Annotated in this window: 11 protein-coding genes; 2 read left to right on the forward strand and 9 right to left on the reverse strand. The window is 61.0% G+C overall.

All coding sequences use genetic code 11. The features are described 5' to 3' along the window. Positions 1 to 164 precede the first annotated feature (164 nt). The 4 genes from RLEG4DRAFT_RS16495 to RLEG4DRAFT_RS16510 all read right to left on the reverse strand — a co-directional run bounded on the left by RLEG4DRAFT_RS16495 (position 165) and on the right by RLEG4DRAFT_RS16510 (position 5,632). Entirely contained in the window at positions 165 to 2,492 is a 2,328-nt protein-coding gene (locus RLEG4DRAFT_RS16495) for an LPS-assembly protein LptD (protein WP_003578351.1), read from the reverse strand. After that, a complete protein-coding gene (gene lptG, locus RLEG4DRAFT_RS16500; RefSeq protein ID WP_003578352.1) occupies positions 2,492 to 3,580 on the reverse strand; it encodes an LPS export ABC transporter permease LptG in 1,089 nt (362 codons plus the stop codon). Before lptG ends, RLEG4DRAFT_RS16495 begins: the two co-directional genes overlap by 1 nt. Next, the gene (gene lptF, locus RLEG4DRAFT_RS16505) at positions 3,577 to 4,758 is read right to left on the reverse strand and encodes an LPS export ABC transporter permease LptF (protein ID WP_003578354.1); all 1,182 of its coding nucleotides are present in this window, start codon (positions 4,756 to 4,758) and stop codon (positions 3,577 to 3,579) included. Before lptF ends, lptG begins: the two co-directional genes overlap by 4 nt. A 100-nt stretch (positions 4,759 to 4,858) precedes the next feature. Then, positions 4,859 to 5,632, reverse strand: coding sequence for a phosphatase PAP2 family protein (locus tag RLEG4DRAFT_RS16510; RefSeq protein WP_037093790.1), 774 nt, complete (start codon positions 5,630 to 5,632; stop codon positions 4,859 to 4,861). Between the two features lie 144 nt (positions 5,633 to 5,776). Between RLEG4DRAFT_RS16510 and RLEG4DRAFT_RS16515 the strand changes: the two genes are divergently transcribed. Further along, a complete protein-coding gene (locus RLEG4DRAFT_RS16515) occupies positions 5,777 to 7,267 on the forward strand; it encodes a leucyl aminopeptidase (RefSeq protein WP_003578358.1) in 1,491 nt (496 codons plus the stop codon). Then, entirely contained in the window at positions 7,267 to 7,716 is a 450-nt protein-coding gene (locus RLEG4DRAFT_RS16520; RefSeq protein ID WP_003578360.1) for a DNA polymerase III subunit chi, read from the forward strand. The genes RLEG4DRAFT_RS16515 and RLEG4DRAFT_RS16520 overlap by 1 nt, the downstream gene beginning before the upstream one ends. A 6-nt stretch (positions 7,717 to 7,722) precedes the next feature. Here the strand turns inward: RLEG4DRAFT_RS16520 and RLEG4DRAFT_RS16525 are convergent, their stop codons facing one another. The 5 genes from RLEG4DRAFT_RS16525 to RLEG4DRAFT_RS16545 all read right to left on the reverse strand — a co-directional run bounded on the left by RLEG4DRAFT_RS16525 (position 7,723) and on the right by RLEG4DRAFT_RS16545 (position 14,441). Beyond that, positions 7,723 to 8,271 (reverse strand): GrpB family protein, encoded by a 549-nt coding sequence (locus RLEG4DRAFT_RS16525; RefSeq protein ID WP_003578362.1) that lies wholly within the window; start codon positions 8,269 to 8,271, stop codon positions 7,723 to 7,725. A 169-nt stretch (positions 8,272 to 8,440) separates the two neighbouring features. Next, the gene (locus tag RLEG4DRAFT_RS16530) at positions 8,441 to 9,364 is read right to left on the reverse strand and encodes a Gfo/Idh/MocA family protein (protein ID WP_003578364.1); all 924 of its coding nucleotides are present in this window, start codon (positions 9,362 to 9,364) and stop codon (positions 8,441 to 8,443) included. A 112-nt stretch (positions 9,365 to 9,476) separates the two neighbouring features. Beyond that, a complete protein-coding gene (locus tag RLEG4DRAFT_RS16535; protein WP_003578366.1) occupies positions 9,477 to 11,519 on the reverse strand; it encodes a prolyl oligopeptidase family serine peptidase in 2,043 nt (680 codons plus the stop codon). A 68-nt stretch (positions 11,520 to 11,587) separates the two neighbouring features. Further along, on the reverse strand, positions 11,588 to 12,430 hold the full coding sequence (locus tag RLEG4DRAFT_RS16540; RefSeq protein ID WP_003578368.1) for a polysaccharide deacetylase family protein: 843 nt from the start codon (positions 12,428 to 12,430) through the stop codon (positions 11,588 to 11,590). A 127-nt stretch (positions 12,431 to 12,557) separates the two neighbouring features. Beyond that, positions 12,558 to 14,441 (reverse strand): ABC-F family ATP-binding cassette domain-containing protein, encoded by a 1,884-nt coding sequence (locus RLEG4DRAFT_RS16545; RefSeq protein WP_003578370.1) that lies wholly within the window; start codon positions 14,439 to 14,441, stop codon positions 12,558 to 12,560. Between the last annotated feature and the right edge of the window lie 6 nt (positions 14,442 to 14,447).

Here is a 14,447-nt window from a genome sequence, read left to right on the forward strand (position 1 = left end):
CGCGAGACGGTGTTCGCGGCGTTTTTTACCACAGTGCGAGACACGCGGACATCGCTTCCGTCACGGCGCGAAACCCCTATGCCTCAGATATCGACTGGCGGCAATGTCCTGCACAGGCATACGGCGAAAGAATGGCTTCAGGCCATGTTTGCGCCGGCCGCCAGTCATTGCAGGGTGTCTGTACCGATCTTGATGTCGCCGAGCGTGCGGAAGGTCAGCCTTGCGCCGATCGTCCAGTCGCTGGCCGACTCGTCGTCGGAGTCCCGGGTATCCGTATAGGCGATCGTGAAGATCGTGCATTCGTCCTCGTAGGTGAGGCCGAGCGTCCGGCGGCTGAGCACATCATTGTTCAGATCCCAGGCGATGCCGCCGAAGATCGACCAGTAATCCTTGAACTTGATTCTACTGTTAGTCTGGATCTCGTCGTTGTCCTCGGCAAAGCCATATGCCGGCTGAGCGCTGAGATGGGTGTAGGTCACCTGCGTCTGGAAGGTATCGTTCTGGTAGGCCGTCGTCAGATCGCCGCGGCGGAACTCGAAATCCTTCTCGTCAAGGCGATAGGAGGCCGCGACCGAAACGCCGTAGGGTGTTTCGACGCCGCCAAGACCGACATAATCGGAGCGGTCGGTCTCTAGGCCCGAGTCCGCACCGACATTGACGAGGTCGTCGGTTGCAAAGGAGTTCTGGCCGGCAATCTGATAGGATTGGCCGAAGATGCCGTGCAGTTTGTAGCCGCTGTCGAACGTGCCGGTATACTGGACGCCGAGATTGGCGCGGGTGCCGCCTTCGACGCGGTCGTAGCCTGAGAATTTATCGCGATCGAAAAGCGAGGTGGCGTCGAAGACGAAGCTCTGCGCGTCCTCGTTCGGCAGCCGGCCGGCGAGCTGCTCGTCGGGGCGGGCATAAATCTGCGCGATCGGTTCGAGAATATGGGTGCTGTTCTCCGTCGTCATCAGGATCGGATAACGCACCTCCAGCCCGGCGGTGAACATCGAGCGGGTGGCGGAATTGTCGTCGAGATAATTGCCGTTGTAACCCGTTGGGTCGTCCATATTGAGCGCGAAGGCGTCGCCGCGCGCAGCCAGCAGCGGTGTGATCACCAGGCCGGTCGGCGTGACGTAGGTACGCTTCCACTGCAGTTCGGCCGTCAGGCGCGAGGTCTGTCCCTTCAGACCGCGGAAGCGGTCGAAGCCGTCGACAGTATAGAAGTCGTCATGGGTGCGCGAAATATTCGTCAGGTTGACATCAGCCGACAGTTCACCGCCGGCCAGCGGCTGCGGCGCCACATAGTGATAGTCGAGCGAGGGATAGACGATCGCCTGCTGTTTTTCGGCCGTGTTCGTCCGGTCGGCATCCTGGACGTCGAAATAGAACGCCCGCATGTCGAAATAATTGCGTTTCCCAAGTCCCGTCAGGTAGATCTGGTTGGTGCGATCCGTGCCGCTGAGGTCCTTCAGCTTATAGGTTTTCGAGAAATTGTTGTCGCTCTGCATCATGACGTCCCAGCCGAACGTCCAGCGCGGATTGATGCGGAATTCAGCCTTCGAGGTCACCATGCCACGCTGGCTGGCTTCGGCATCGCTGGTGCCGGAGCTGAAATTGCCGGGCTTCGCCTGGTCGATGCCGGCAACGCGCAGGATATGCGTGCCGTTTTCGAAGCGCTGGCGGAATTCGCCTTCGACGAGGAAGCCCTGGGCGGTGTAGCCGGTGGTGGTGACCGTCGCGTCCATGCTCGGCGAGATCACGTAATAATAAGGAATGGAGAGTCCGAAGCCGAGATTCTGCGACAGGCTCATCGTCGGGAAGAGAAAGCCCGACTTGCGTTTCACCGTATTGTCGGGAACTTCGATGAAAGGCAGGAAGGCGATCGGATAACCGAGCAGCTCGAAGCGTGCACTCTCCAGACGGATCGTGTGCGTCACGCCGTTCTGGATCACCCGCTTGGCCTTGACCTGCCAGAATGGCGCGCGCTTTGGATCTTCGGCGCAGGGAAGGCAGGCGGTGTAGACCCCCTTGTTCAGAATCATCTTCGTGCCGCCGATGCGCTCGCCGCTTTCGGCGACGATACGGGTATTGTCGGCGGTTTCGATGCGCAGCGAGTTCAGGAACCCGTCGGCGAAATTGTCGGTCACGTCAAGGTTGTCGGCATAGATGCGGTTGCCGTCCGGGCTGACCAGCTCGACATTGCCTAGCGCCATCATCCGGCCGGTCTTCTGATTGTACTCGACCTTCTGCGCGACCATTTTATAGCCGCCATAGTTGATCTGCACGCCGCCGACCGCCGACACCAGATCGGCGTCACGATTATAGACGAGTTCATTGGCCGAAAGCAGAAGCTTGGCCCCTTCAGGAATATTCTTTCCAATCGTTTGGTCGGGCGCGCTGGCCTGGCCGTAGGAGACCGCAGCACTGCCGAAATAGGAACTTAGAGTCGCGCCGACGAGCAGGGCAACCAACTGTTTACTAAAATACTTGCGGTCGCCTGCCGCCACTAGCCGTCCTCCTGATGAAGCAGAATAGTCGCACCCAACGCCAGCGCGACGATCACCGGTATCCACGTCGCCACGAAGGGGGGCACAACTCCACTGCTTCCGAATGCCTTTACAAGCACGGTGATGACATAAAGCATGAAGCCCGAAAGGATGCCACCCAGAATCACGGAGCGGGATTGGTTGAACCGGCTAAATTTTAGGGACACTGTTGCAGCAATGAAAGTCATCGCCACCAGCAGCAACGGCTGGGACAACAGGGAGTTGAATTGCGTCTCCAGTGCCTTGGTCGAGATACCGAAGGATTTGGCCGCGGCAATGCGGTTGGAAAGGTCAAAGAAACCAATTGTTTCCGGCGCCGTCAGCCGCTCCTGGACGAAGTCCTGTTTCAGATTGGTGCGAAGTTGAAGCGAAGCTTTACGCACGGGGATTTCGCCAGGCTTGCGCTCGACAACGTTGTTAAGTTGCCAGTAACCATCTTCCAATTTTGCCGTCGCGGCGTCCTGTCTCAGAATGACCTGGCCGCGTGAATCGAAATGGATCAACACGGCGTCGATCAGCTTGGTTCCGTTCTCCTGAACCGTGTGGGCGCCGATGATCACATCGTCGCGGCCGCTGATCTGGCGCAGCCACGGAATCTGCGGCGCCTTGCGCAAAACCGCGTTTTCGCCGCGCCAGTCGGACTCGACGAGCAGCGCCTGGCGCTGTCCCCAAGCGGCAATCGGGTTGAGCGCCGTCATCGTCAGCAGGCCCAGTATCAGCGAGCCGGCGATGAAGGGGAACATGAACTGCCAGACCGAAATGCCTGCGGCGCGGGTGACGACGAGCTCATATTTGCGGTTGAGCCCGATCAGCACCGTCATGCCGACGAACAGCGCGATGAACGGCACCGTCTGCTGCAGGATCAGCGGCAGGCGCACGGCGGTCATCAGGATGCCGCCGCCGATCGTGTAGCCGGGCAGGCCGGACATGCGACCGGCCGTCTCGCTGAAATCGAGCAGGAAAGAAATCGCCGAGACGCCGATCAGGAACCAGCCCATCGTCACCAGGTAGCGGCGAAAGAAATAACGCGACAATGTCCCGAATATCATTGGGCGGCGTCTCCGCCGGTCCTGCCGGTCGCGGCAAGCAGCCTCTCCTGCATCCGTCTCCAGAAAGACGACACTCGGTCCCGAATGAACGACGGTATGGCCAGTCGTTTGTGCAGGCCGAGGAAGACGATCGAAACGATGCTGCTGCCGATCGGTATGGCATAGAGAACGGCGATATATTCAGGATCGGTGTCGATCTGATTGGCCGCGTAGAATGCCGCCCATCGCAGCGCGAAGGCATAGGCGAGCGCGCTCACCATCGGATGCAGCCGCGCTTCGCGGTGCGAGCGCGCATCGCCGGCGATTGCCAGGGAAAACAGCGCAAAGACGACAGGCAGGATCCAGTCCGTCAGCCGGCGATGCAGTTCGGCGCGGTAGCTCTGCGGTCGGATCGTATAATCCTTGTCGGCCGGATCCGGATTGATCAGGAACCACAGATCACGGTCACTGGCGCGCAGCGTCGCCTGGCCGCGATTCTCGGTCATATCAGAGAGGTCGAAAGAATAGGAATCGAAATTGATCACCGAGACATTGCCGTCGGGCGTTTTGCGGTGCACTTCGCCCTCATGCATGATCAGCGTCGTGCCGGTATCGTCGACGGCACCTTCCTTCGCATAATAGATCAGCTCGTAGGCCGGATCGCGCTCGTCGGCGACGAAAAGGCCCTTCAGCATGCGGCCGGCCATCCGCTTCGAGATCTGCACATACAGGCCTTCATCAAGCTTGCGGAAGGTCTTTTCTTCGATCACCGAAGACAGCAGGTCGGCATAGGTCTCGGCGATCATCTGGCGCACGACAGTCTTTGCGCGCGGCTCGACGACGTTGTCGACGAAGAAGGAAAAGACGCTGACGACCGCGGCCAGCAGCAGGATCGGACGGATCAGCACGCTGCGCCGCGCCCCGGCCGCGTCGATGACGGTGAGCTCGGAATCATTGTTCATCGTCGTCAGCGTCTGGGTGATCGCGATAACGAGGGCGAAGGGCAGGACAACGGGAATGATCGACGGCAGGATCATCGTCGCGAGCTTGGCGAACGAGCCGATCGACTGGCCGCTGTCGGTGACCAGGTTGATGCGCTGCAAAACCTGAGTCGTCCAAATGATCGCCAGAACGGGCAGGAGCGCCACGAGAAACATCTGGCCGACGCGCCGCAATATGTATGTCTCGAGTAGTTTCATGCCTGCCCTTGAAAGCACCTGCACGCCCAAACGGCTTTGCAGGAGAATCCCTCTACGCTCTTTGTCGCGGTTTTGCGACAAGCCGGTGTCAAAAATTCATTCAATTTTCAGAATTTTTTTGATGCTGTTGCGACTCAGTTAACGCCAGCAACGCGGCGAAGACGACAAGCGACGAAAGCCATCCGAGAACGACGTCGGAAAGGTAGTGTGCGCCGAAGGATAGCCGCATGGCGGGCGTCAGGATCGAGATCGCCACCACGGGTGCCGCCAGTGCATAACGCAGGGATTTCGGAACGAAGAGCAGAAGGCAGAAAAGCCAACCGGCGCTTGCTGCCTCGCCCGAGATGAATGAGCAGTTCGAAACGCATTTTCCGGCCATCGACCCTGCCTCGACGAAATGCAGCGCACCACCGAAAATGTCCGTCTGTATCGGCCGCGGCCGACCCCAATGTTCCTTCAGGACGACGTTGACGAGCAGCACCGGTCCGATCAGCAGCGTTCCGAGCGCGACTTTCAGCTTGCCCGCCCGCTCGGTGTTGAAGGTTGCGCCATGCTGCTGGTAGCATTCGATGAGTTTCCACACCATCACGATCGCCACGACATAGGGCAGGCGGAAGAAGATGGTGCGCAGCAGATCGAAGTCCCCCGAGTCGCGATAGGGGAAGCCACCGCAGATGCTTCCGGCGGCGGCAGCCAAGTCGCAATCTGCACTCATGAAAAAAAGCTGGGAAAAATAGATGTCTATTCCGGGGAAGGCGCGGAAGACGGCAAGCAGCGCCCACCACGTCCAGAACAGCCACATGAATGCGCCGAAAGTCGTCTTCGGCAGGCGGATTGCCGGGCTCCGCCATGGATTTTTCGAAAAAACTGTCAACGCGAATATCTACGAAACTGACGAAAACATGAGGGCCGTTATGGCCGCGGGCGACCATAACAATTGTCGCCAGCCATTGACAGACCCGCCAAACGCGAAATTATCCGCCGGGGACGGATTTCATAGAATCCCAGCGGAGAAGACATGTCAGCAAAGTTCGAAATTTCATTCTCAAAGTCGGCAAAGCTCAATGGCGGCCTGGCGATCTTGTTGAAGACCTCCGACGCCGACAGTCCTGCGGGCGCCGAAACAGTCGATCCGGCCGGCGTAATTGCCAAGGCTGCTCGGATCGCCCGATTCTCCGCGAAATCCATGGGCGCGCTCGATATTGTCGCTCCCGAAGGTGCGCCCGTCGAACGCATCGTCGTCATCGGGCTTGGCAAGGCCGCCGATCTCAATGCCCATGACTGGCTCAAGGCCGGCGGGACTGCGGCGGCGAGAGTCAAGAATACCGACAAGGCCGCCGTCTTCATCGACGTGCCCGGCCTTCAGGTGAGCGCGCAGGCAGCGGCCGATTTTGCGCTCGGCATGCTGCTGCGCGCCTATAGTTTCGATACCTACAAGACGAAGAAGGGCGACGACGAGGAAAAGGCGGCGAAATCCGTCAAAGTAACGATCGTCACCGCCGATCCGGCCGGTGCCAAGAAGGCGTTTGCCGATTCCGAAGCGATCGCCGGCGGCGTCAATCTTGCCCGTGACCTCGTCAACGAACCGCCGAACGTGCTCGGCCCCGTCGAGTTCGCCGCCAAGGCGAAGGAACTGGAAAAGCTCGGCGTCGACGTGGAGATCCTGACCGAGAAGGAGATGCGCCGTCTCGGCATGGGTGCCCTTCTTGGCGTTGCCCAGGGTTCGGTGCGCCCGCCGCGCCTGGCGGTGATGCAGTGGAAGGGCGGCAAAGCCAAGGATCGTCCCGTCGCCTTCATCGGCAAGGGCGTCGTCTTCGATACCGGCGGCATTTCGATCAAGCCGGCCGCCGGCATGGAGGACATGAAGGGCGATATGGGTGGCGCCGCGGCCGTCACCGGCCTCATGCATGTGCTCGCCTCGCGCAAGGCCGCCGTCAACGCCGTCGGCGTCATCGGCCTGGTCGAGAACATGCCTGACGGCAACGCCCAGCGTCCCGGCGATATCGTCACCTCGATGTCCGGCCAGACGATCGAGGTGATCAATACCGATGCCGAAGGCCGTCTCGTGCTCTGCGATGCGCTCTGGTACTGCAACGACCGTTTCAAGCCGCAGTTCATGATCAATCTCGCCACGCTGACCGGCGCGATCGTCGTGGCGCTCGGCAATGTGCATGCCGGCCTGTTTTCCAATGACGACCAGCTTTCCGCCCAGCTGACGGCGGCCGGCCTTTCCACAAACGAGAAACTCTGGCGCATGCCGCTCGGCAAGGACTACGACAAGCTGATCGACAGCAAGTTCGCCGACATTAAGAACACCGGCGGCCGACAGGCGGGCTCGATCACCGCTGCGCATTTCATCAAGCGCTTCGTGCAGGATACGCCCTGGGCACATCTCGACATCGCCGGCACGGCGATGGGCTCGCCTCAGGACGAGATCAACCAGTCCTGGGGTTCCGGTTTCGGTGTGCGCCTGCTCGACGAACTCGTCCGCGCCCATTATGAATCCTGATGACCGACGTTCTCTTTTATCATCTGACCGAAACCAGGCTGGAAGATGCGCTTCCGCCGCTGATCGACAAAAGCGTCGAGCGCGGTTGGCGCGTCGCCGTCCAGACGAGCGAGGCAGCGCGGCGTGATGCTCTCGACGCGCATCTCTGGACGTTCCGCGAGGAGAGCTTCCTGCCGCACGGCACCGACGAGGGCGATTTCGCCGAAAGCCAGCCGGTGCTTTTGACGGTGACACCTGGCAATGCCAATGCTGCCACAGTGCGTTTCATCATCGACGGCGCCGAGCCGCCGCCGGTCGATGCCTATGAACGCGTCGTCTTCATGTTTGACGGTCACGACCAGGCACAGCTGGAGGCCGCCCGGGCGCAATGGAAGAAGTTGAAAGGCGAGGGGCATAACCTCACCTATTGGCAGCAGACGCCGGAAGGGCGGTGGGAGAAGAAGGCTTGAATATTTTCAGGCCAAACCGGCTTCGGCAAGAACCTTGTCGATGAATTCCTTCTTCGCGCCGGTGTAGGCCGCGCGGCTCTCGGCAAACTTCTGCGCAAGGCCGATCTTCAGCTCCTCATAGGCCAGCGCGAGCGTGGGGTCGTTCTGCAGCCTGTCGCGGAAGAAAATGTTCCGCCTCCAGTTAAAACCTTGATATTCGACGACGTGGGCGAGATGCGTGCGCGTCTCGCCGACGACGCCTCGGCCGAAGATATGGTCGTCAGGCACCATATCCGCACCGGCATAGTCGTAGCCGATCTTTTCCATCGGCCCGATACAGGCAAGCCCATCTTCGAGCCGCGGGACGCCAACCAGGATGTCGATGATCGGTTTTGCCTTGATGCCTGGAATGGCGGTGCTGCCGAAATGCTGGATATCGAGTAACAGGGGCCCAAGCGCATCGCGAATCCTGGCCTCCTCCAGCAGATAGGCCTCGCGCCATTTCGCATTCGGGTCGGAAAGCCTGACCGTCAGATGCGGGACGCCCAATCCAAACCATTCATCCTGCTGCTGCATGGAACGGCCTTCGATTGTTAATGCATGGCGCCCCGGAAATGTGCAGCGGTCCGGGGATAACGATATGCATAAAACAAGCGTATCGCATCAATCAAGTTTGATGCGATACGCTTTGGTGCCGCTACCTTAGCATTGCGCAGGTGCGATGGCATCTGCCGGTGAAAGTCGCTCAGTCGTGGAACGCGTCGACGAACTTCCGCTTGCCGAGCATGAAGGCGTCGGCGACGTGGCGCAGCGGCGCCAGATCGACATCCGAGGTGCCGGCTTTGACGATTTCGGCGAAACGGCGGTAGAGCGAGGGATATTCCTGTTCCGGCTCGGCGAAAGTCAGCGTGCCGTCGATGGAAAGCTTGGCGCCGCCCTCGGCGAGAACCATCTGGCCGGCCGCCGTTTCAGCGACGATGTCCCAGCTCTGCTTGCCGGTCTGGCGCCAGTCGAATTCGGCATGAACCGGCAGGCCGTCGGCGTCGCGGAAATGGATGTCGGCAGCGATCGGCGCATCGCGGTTTTCGGGAAATTCGAGCACGGCCCCGGTGATGAAAAGCCGCGGCAGGATATGGGTGACGATCGACAGCGCGTTGATGCCGGGATCGAAAACCCCAAGGCCGCCTGCCTGCCAGATCCAGTCCTGGTTCGGGTGCCAGTGGCGGACATCCTCCTTCCAGATCACATGCACGCTTTTGATCGTCGTCGAATCCAGAAACGCCTTGGCGGCCTCAACGGCCGGCGCATAGCGCGAATGCCAGCTGGCAAACAGCGACGCGCCCTGCTTGGCGGCAAGCGCCTCGAGATCGGCCACTTCGCTCAATGTTGCGCCGGGCGGCTTTTCCAGGAAGACATGCTTGCCGGCAGCGAGCGCCTTGTAGGCGGCCTCGTAGCGATATTGCGGCGGCATGCAAAGCGAGACGGCATCGATGGAAGGCTCGGCGTCGAGCATCGCCTCGATCGTCGTATAGCTGTTGATGCCTTCGACCGTGCCATGGCGGCTTGCCGTGGCGACGAGCTTGAAATCGGCGTTCTTGGCGATGGAAGGGAGGTGCTGGTCGCGGACGATCTTGCCGACGCCGACGATGGCGAGGTTGATTGGGGACATGGTTTCGCTCGAGCCTGTGAAAAGTATGATTTATTGCGCTTCTTTTAGCAGAAAGGAGAGCGCCGACAAGCTCTCCCTTCATTGTCTTCTATCCTACCGCATGACGGGCCATCTACCGCATGATAGTTTGGCGAAGGAAGCTGTAACCCATCGCCGCCCGGGCGGCGCGCTCGTGCGAATTACCGTCGCCGCCATGCCCGCCCGAGCCGAACTCATAAAAGAACGGCCGGTGTCCGGCTTCCTCCAGCCGCGCGGCGAAGCGGCGCGCATGCGAGGGATGCACCCGGTCGTCATTGGCGGAGCTTTCGATATAGATTGGCGGATAGGTGACCTCGGTTACCGGCTCGACATTGTGAAGCGGCGAGTAGCCGAGCATGAAATCCCGATCCGCTGATATTTCCGGATCGCCATATTCGTCCATCCAGGCCTGTCCTGCGCTGAACAGGTGGAAGCGTGTCATGTCGAGCACCGGCACCTGGCACCAGACGGCGCCGAAATCGTGCGGGTAACGCGTCAGCATCACCCCGGTCAGCAGACCACCATTGCTGCCGCCCTGGCAGGCGATGCGCGACGGCACGGTGTAGCCGCGAGCGACGAGATCGCGGGCGATGGCGACGAAATCGGCAAACGCCCGGTCTCGCCCCAGCCGCTTGGCGCTGCGATACCAGTCGGGCCCGAATTCACCACCGCCGCGGATATAGGCCTGCACATAGGCGCCGCCCTGTTCCAGCCAGAGTCCGGTCACGCCGGAATAGTTCGGCGACAGCGAAACATCGAAGCCGCCATAGCCGTAAAGCAGCACCGGCAGCGCGCCCTTGGTCCATTGCTTCGGCAAGACCAGCCGGTAGGCAACCCTGGTTCCGTCATCGGAAACCGCTTCCAACAGCTCGGATGACATATCGGCCGCATCGAAATAGCTGGGCGCCGCGGCGAGGAAAATCGGCTCGGCTTGCCTGCCGCGATCCGACAGCTCCAGGCGGTAACAGGCCGGCGGCTGCAGGAAGCCCTGGCCGATGATGCAGAGCGTATCGTCGCCGAGATGCAGGTCCGCATAGAGCGGCCTGAAATGAGCCGTCTGCATGTCCAGAGGCAGCGCGATCTCGTGCTGTTCGGCATCAGGCTTCGTCAAGTCCAGCACCATGAGACGCGGACGCAGCCGATCGGAGATGATGAAGACGCACCACTCGCGCATCAGCATCAGCTGCGAGATCGACTGGCCTTCGCCAGGCTGAAACAGGATCCGCTCAGGCCCGAGTGGATCTGTCTCCGAACTGGGATCGAAGCGTTGCAGCACAAGGCTGCCGGTGGGAACGCGCTCATCGGTCTTTGCCCGCCAGAGGCAATGATCGTGATTGAAGTGAAAATCGGCTTCCTTCGGCAGATCGATGCGCCGCTGGCTTCCGTCCTCGGCGATCAGGAACGCGCTTGCGACGCCGATCTCATGGCTGGCGACGAAAATGTCGATCAAGCCAGCATCCGCCGAAGCGCCCGACAGGGCTGGGTCGATGACGAGATTGTAGCCGTAGACGTCCTCGTCGGCGGCCTCGAACATGATGGCGGCCTCTTCCGGCCGCTGCCCGCGCTTCAATCGCCGCCCGACGCGCGGCCATCCAGAGCGGGTCGCCGAAAATCGGTCGATGGAGCCGAAATAGCAGATCTCGTCGCGGCTCAGCCAATTGGCATGCGATCGTGCTGCCGGGGTATCGAAACCGCCCTCGACGATCTCTTTGCTCTCGGCGTCGAATTCGAGCAGCCGGAGAAGATCGGAGCCGCCGTCCGAAAGCGTCAGCAGCACCCGCGTCGGTTCCCACGGGCAGGTGACGGCGCCGCGCCAGTTCCAGCGCTTGCCTTCACTGACGCAGAAGGCATCGAGATCGAAGACCGGCTCCCAATCGGCGTCCGCCAGCGGCTGCTGGTCGGCAGGCAGACGGAGCCAGACGCCGAGAGGATTGTCCTTGCTCTGCCGGAAATCGAACAGCCACGCACCGCGGCGCATCGGCACGATCAGCCTGTCCTGCCGCTCGATCAGCGCCTGGATGGCGTCGCGATCCCTGACGAATTCGGGTGTTCGCAATGCCGCGTCCGAAAGCGCGTTGTGTTCGTCGATGAACTGGCGGGTGCGCGGATCGTCGTCCGCTTCGAGATGAAGGTTCATGTTCGACCTGCCGGCTCCTGTTGACGTCGAAGAGATCTAGGCACCCGGTCCAGACTTGACAACCCGCCTTAGCGGATCGTCACGAGATCGGCCGAGGCGAGGACGTTGTTCGGCGCCTGCGTCTTTTTGAATTTCAGCGTCACGACCTTGTAGCCTTCGGCTTCGAGATCCGAAAGCAGGGTCGGCAGCATCGTTGCCGTGCGTTTGTGGATGTCATGCATCAGGATGATGCCGCGGCCGCGCTTGTGCAGCAGGTCCATCGTCCGCTGCGTCACCGAAGCCGGCGTGATGGCGAAATAATCCTTGCTGTCGATATCGACATCCATAACCACCAAGTCGCGCATGGCGATCTCGGCGCGCAGCCTGTGGCTCTCGGCAAGATAGGGGAAGCGCAAGAAGGAGACGTCGGTTCCCGTCGCCTTGGTCACCGCCAATTCGCCCTTGACCACTTCGGCGATCGCCGCGTCGAAATCAAGCGAAGTCAGGTTGGCGTGGTCATAAGTGTGGCTGCCGATCGTGTTGCCGTCCTCAGCGACCTTGCGGGCCAGCGCCGGATGCATTTCTGCCATTTCGCCGACCATCATGAAGGCGCCCTTGACGCCGAACCGGTCGAGGATCGCCAGCACCTTGTCGGTCCGGCCGGGGATCGGACCGTCATCGAAGCTCAGGATCACTTCCTTGTCCTGCAGTTTGAGGTCGGCGAGCGAGGAAACCTCAAGCGTCCGCCCGGCCAGGCGGTGCCAGCCGGTCATGCGCGGTGCCGGATCGTCACCGGCATAGGTAAGTTTCCGTTCCTCGGGCGCAATCACCGAGGAGGTCTTGATCGAGGTATCCGGGGCCTGTTTGGTGGTGCTGCAGGCGGACAGGGCAGCCACGAGGGCGATGCAGGACAGATTGAAAAAGCGATGCATGGAAAGGGCTCAACAAATCGGTAACGAATGTTGAGACAACCTTTCGAATTATGGTTAACGATCGGTTGAGATCGGCAGGAATTGTGCCGATACGCGGCACTTCGCCGCGTTTAGTCAGGGGCTGTGGCTATCCCGCCATGGCCTCTTCGTATTCGGCCGAAAGCGTCAGCCAGTCTTCCTCGGCGGCAGCCAATTTTGCGGCAGCTTCGCCGCGCTGCTTTGCCTTCTCGGCGGCCTTGGCGGGCGTCTTTTCATAGAGGGCCGGATCGCCAAGTTCCGCATCAAGCGCCTGAATCTGTTTCTCCAGCTTCGCCGTCAAGGATTCGATTTCGTTGATCTTTTTCCGAAGCGGCGTCAGCGAGGCGCGCTTTTCGGCATTGAGCTTGCGCTGCTCCGCCTTCGAGGTCGCGTCTTCAATTAGCTGCGGCTTTTCTTCTTTTTTTTTACCTGAAGTGACGATCAGGTCGCGATATTCGTCCATGTCGCCTTCGAAGGTCGTCACCGTGCCGCCATTGACCAGCCACAGCCGGTCGACCGTCGCCTCGATCAGATGGCGGTCGTGCGAGATCAGAATGACCGCGCCTTCATAATCGTTCAGCGCCTCGATCAGCGCCCGGCGGCTGTCGATGTCGAGGTGGTTCGTGGGTTCGTCGAGGATCAGCAGGTTGGGCGCGTTGAAGGCGGCAAGCCCCATCAGCAACCGGGCCTTTTCGCCACCGGAAAGATCCTTGGCGGCCGTTGCCATCTTCTCGGTCGCAAGCCCCATCTGGGCTACGCGGGCGCGCACCTTGGCCTCCGGCGCGCCGGGCATAAGGCGGCGCACATGCTCCACGGGCGACTGCTCGGGAATGAGGTCGTCGAGCTGATGCTGCGCGAAGAAGCCGATCTTCAGGCTCGGCGCGATTTTCACTTCGCCGCTTTCCGGCGCCAGCCGGCCGGAGATGAATTTGGCGAAGGTCGACTTGCCGTTGCCGTTCGAGCCGAGCAGGGCGATGCGGTCGTCATTGTCGATGCGCAGATTGAGGTTCTTCAGGATCGGATTGCCGGGTTCGTAGCCGACAGCACCGCTCTGGATGGCGACGATCGGCGATGCCGGCTGCTTTTCCGGCTCGGGAAAGGTGATCGGCGTGACGTGGTCTTCGATCACCGCGGCGACCGTTCCCATGCGCTCCAGCGCCTTGACGCGCGACTGCGCCTGGCGCGCCTTGGAGGCCTTGGCCTTGAAGCGATCGATGAAGCTCTGCAGATGTTTGCGTGCCGCCTCGTTCTTGGCCTTGGCCTTGGTCTGCAGCTCGTCGGCCTCCGCCTTCTGCCGCTCGAACTGGTCGTAGCCGCCGCGGTAGAAGGTCAGCTTCTTCTGGTCGAGATGGACGATCGAATTGACCGCATTGTTCAGGAGGTCACGGTCGTGGCTGATGATGATGACGGTGTGCGGATAGCGGCGGATATAGTCTTCCAACCACAATGTGCCTTCGAGGTCGAGATAGTTGGTCGGCTCGTCGAGCAGAAGCAGGTCCGGCTCGGCAAACAGCACGGCGGCAAGGGCAACGCGCATGCGCCAGCCGCCGGAGAAGGAGGAGGCGGGGCGGGCCTGCGCCGCCTGGTCGAAGCCGAGGCCGGCGAGAATGCTCGCAGCGCGCGCTTCGGCCGAATGCGCGTCGATATCGACGAGGCGCATCTGGATTTCGGCGATGCGATGCGGATCGGTCGCCGTTTCTGCTTCGGCAACGAGCGCCGTGCGTTCCTTGTCGGCTGAGAGCACAATCTCGATCAGCGCGTCCTCGGTTGCCGGTGCTTCCTGCGCCACCTGGCCGATGCGCGCGGCCTTCGGGATCGATACCGATCCGGTCTCGGAGCCGAGATCGCCGGTAATGACGCGAAACAGCGTCGACTTGCCGGCGCCGTTGCGCCCGACCAGCCCCGCCTTCGTGCCCGAAGGCAGCGAGACGCTGGCATTGTCGAGAAGCAGGCGCCCGGCGATACGGGCGGAAATATCGGTAATCGTGATCATGGCCGG

It is taken from the genome of Rhizobium leguminosarum bv. trifolii WSM2297, from assembly GCF_000271845.1.

Bases quoted from the DNA above. Each gene is read 5' to 3' on its own strand.
- lptG (WP_003578352.1), bottom strand. From the start codon at position 3,580: ATGATATTCGGGACATTGTCGCGTTATTTCTTTCGCCGCTACCTGGTG.
- lptF (WP_003578354.1), bottom strand. From the start codon at position 4,758: ATGAAACTACTCGAGACATACATATTGCGGCGCGTCGGCCAGATGTTT.
- RLEG4DRAFT_RS16515 (WP_003578358.1), top strand. From the start codon at position 5,777: ATGTCAGCAAAGTTCGAAATTTCATTCTCAAAGTCGGCAAAGCTCAAT.
- RLEG4DRAFT_RS16520 (WP_003578360.1), top strand. From the start codon at position 7,267: ATGACCGACGTTCTCTTTTATCATCTGACCGAAACCAGGCTGGAAGAT.
- RLEG4DRAFT_RS16525 (WP_003578362.1), bottom strand. From the start codon at position 8,271: ATGCAGCAGCAGGATGAATGGTTTGGATTGGGCGTCCCGCATCTGACG.
- RLEG4DRAFT_RS16530 (WP_003578364.1), bottom strand. From the start codon at position 9,364: ATGTCCCCAATCAACCTCGCCATCGTCGGCGTCGGCAAGATCGTCCGC.
- RLEG4DRAFT_RS16535 (WP_003578366.1), bottom strand. From the start codon at position 11,519: ATGAACCTTCATCTCGAAGCGGACGACGATCCGCGCACCCGCCAGTTC.
- RLEG4DRAFT_RS16540 (WP_003578368.1), bottom strand. From the start codon at position 12,430: ATGCATCGCTTTTTCAATCTGTCCTGCATCGCCCTCGTGGCTGCCCTG.
- RLEG4DRAFT_RS16545 (WP_003578370.1), bottom strand. From the start codon at position 14,441: ATGATCACGATTACCGATATTTCCGCCCGTATCGCCGGGCGCCTGCTT.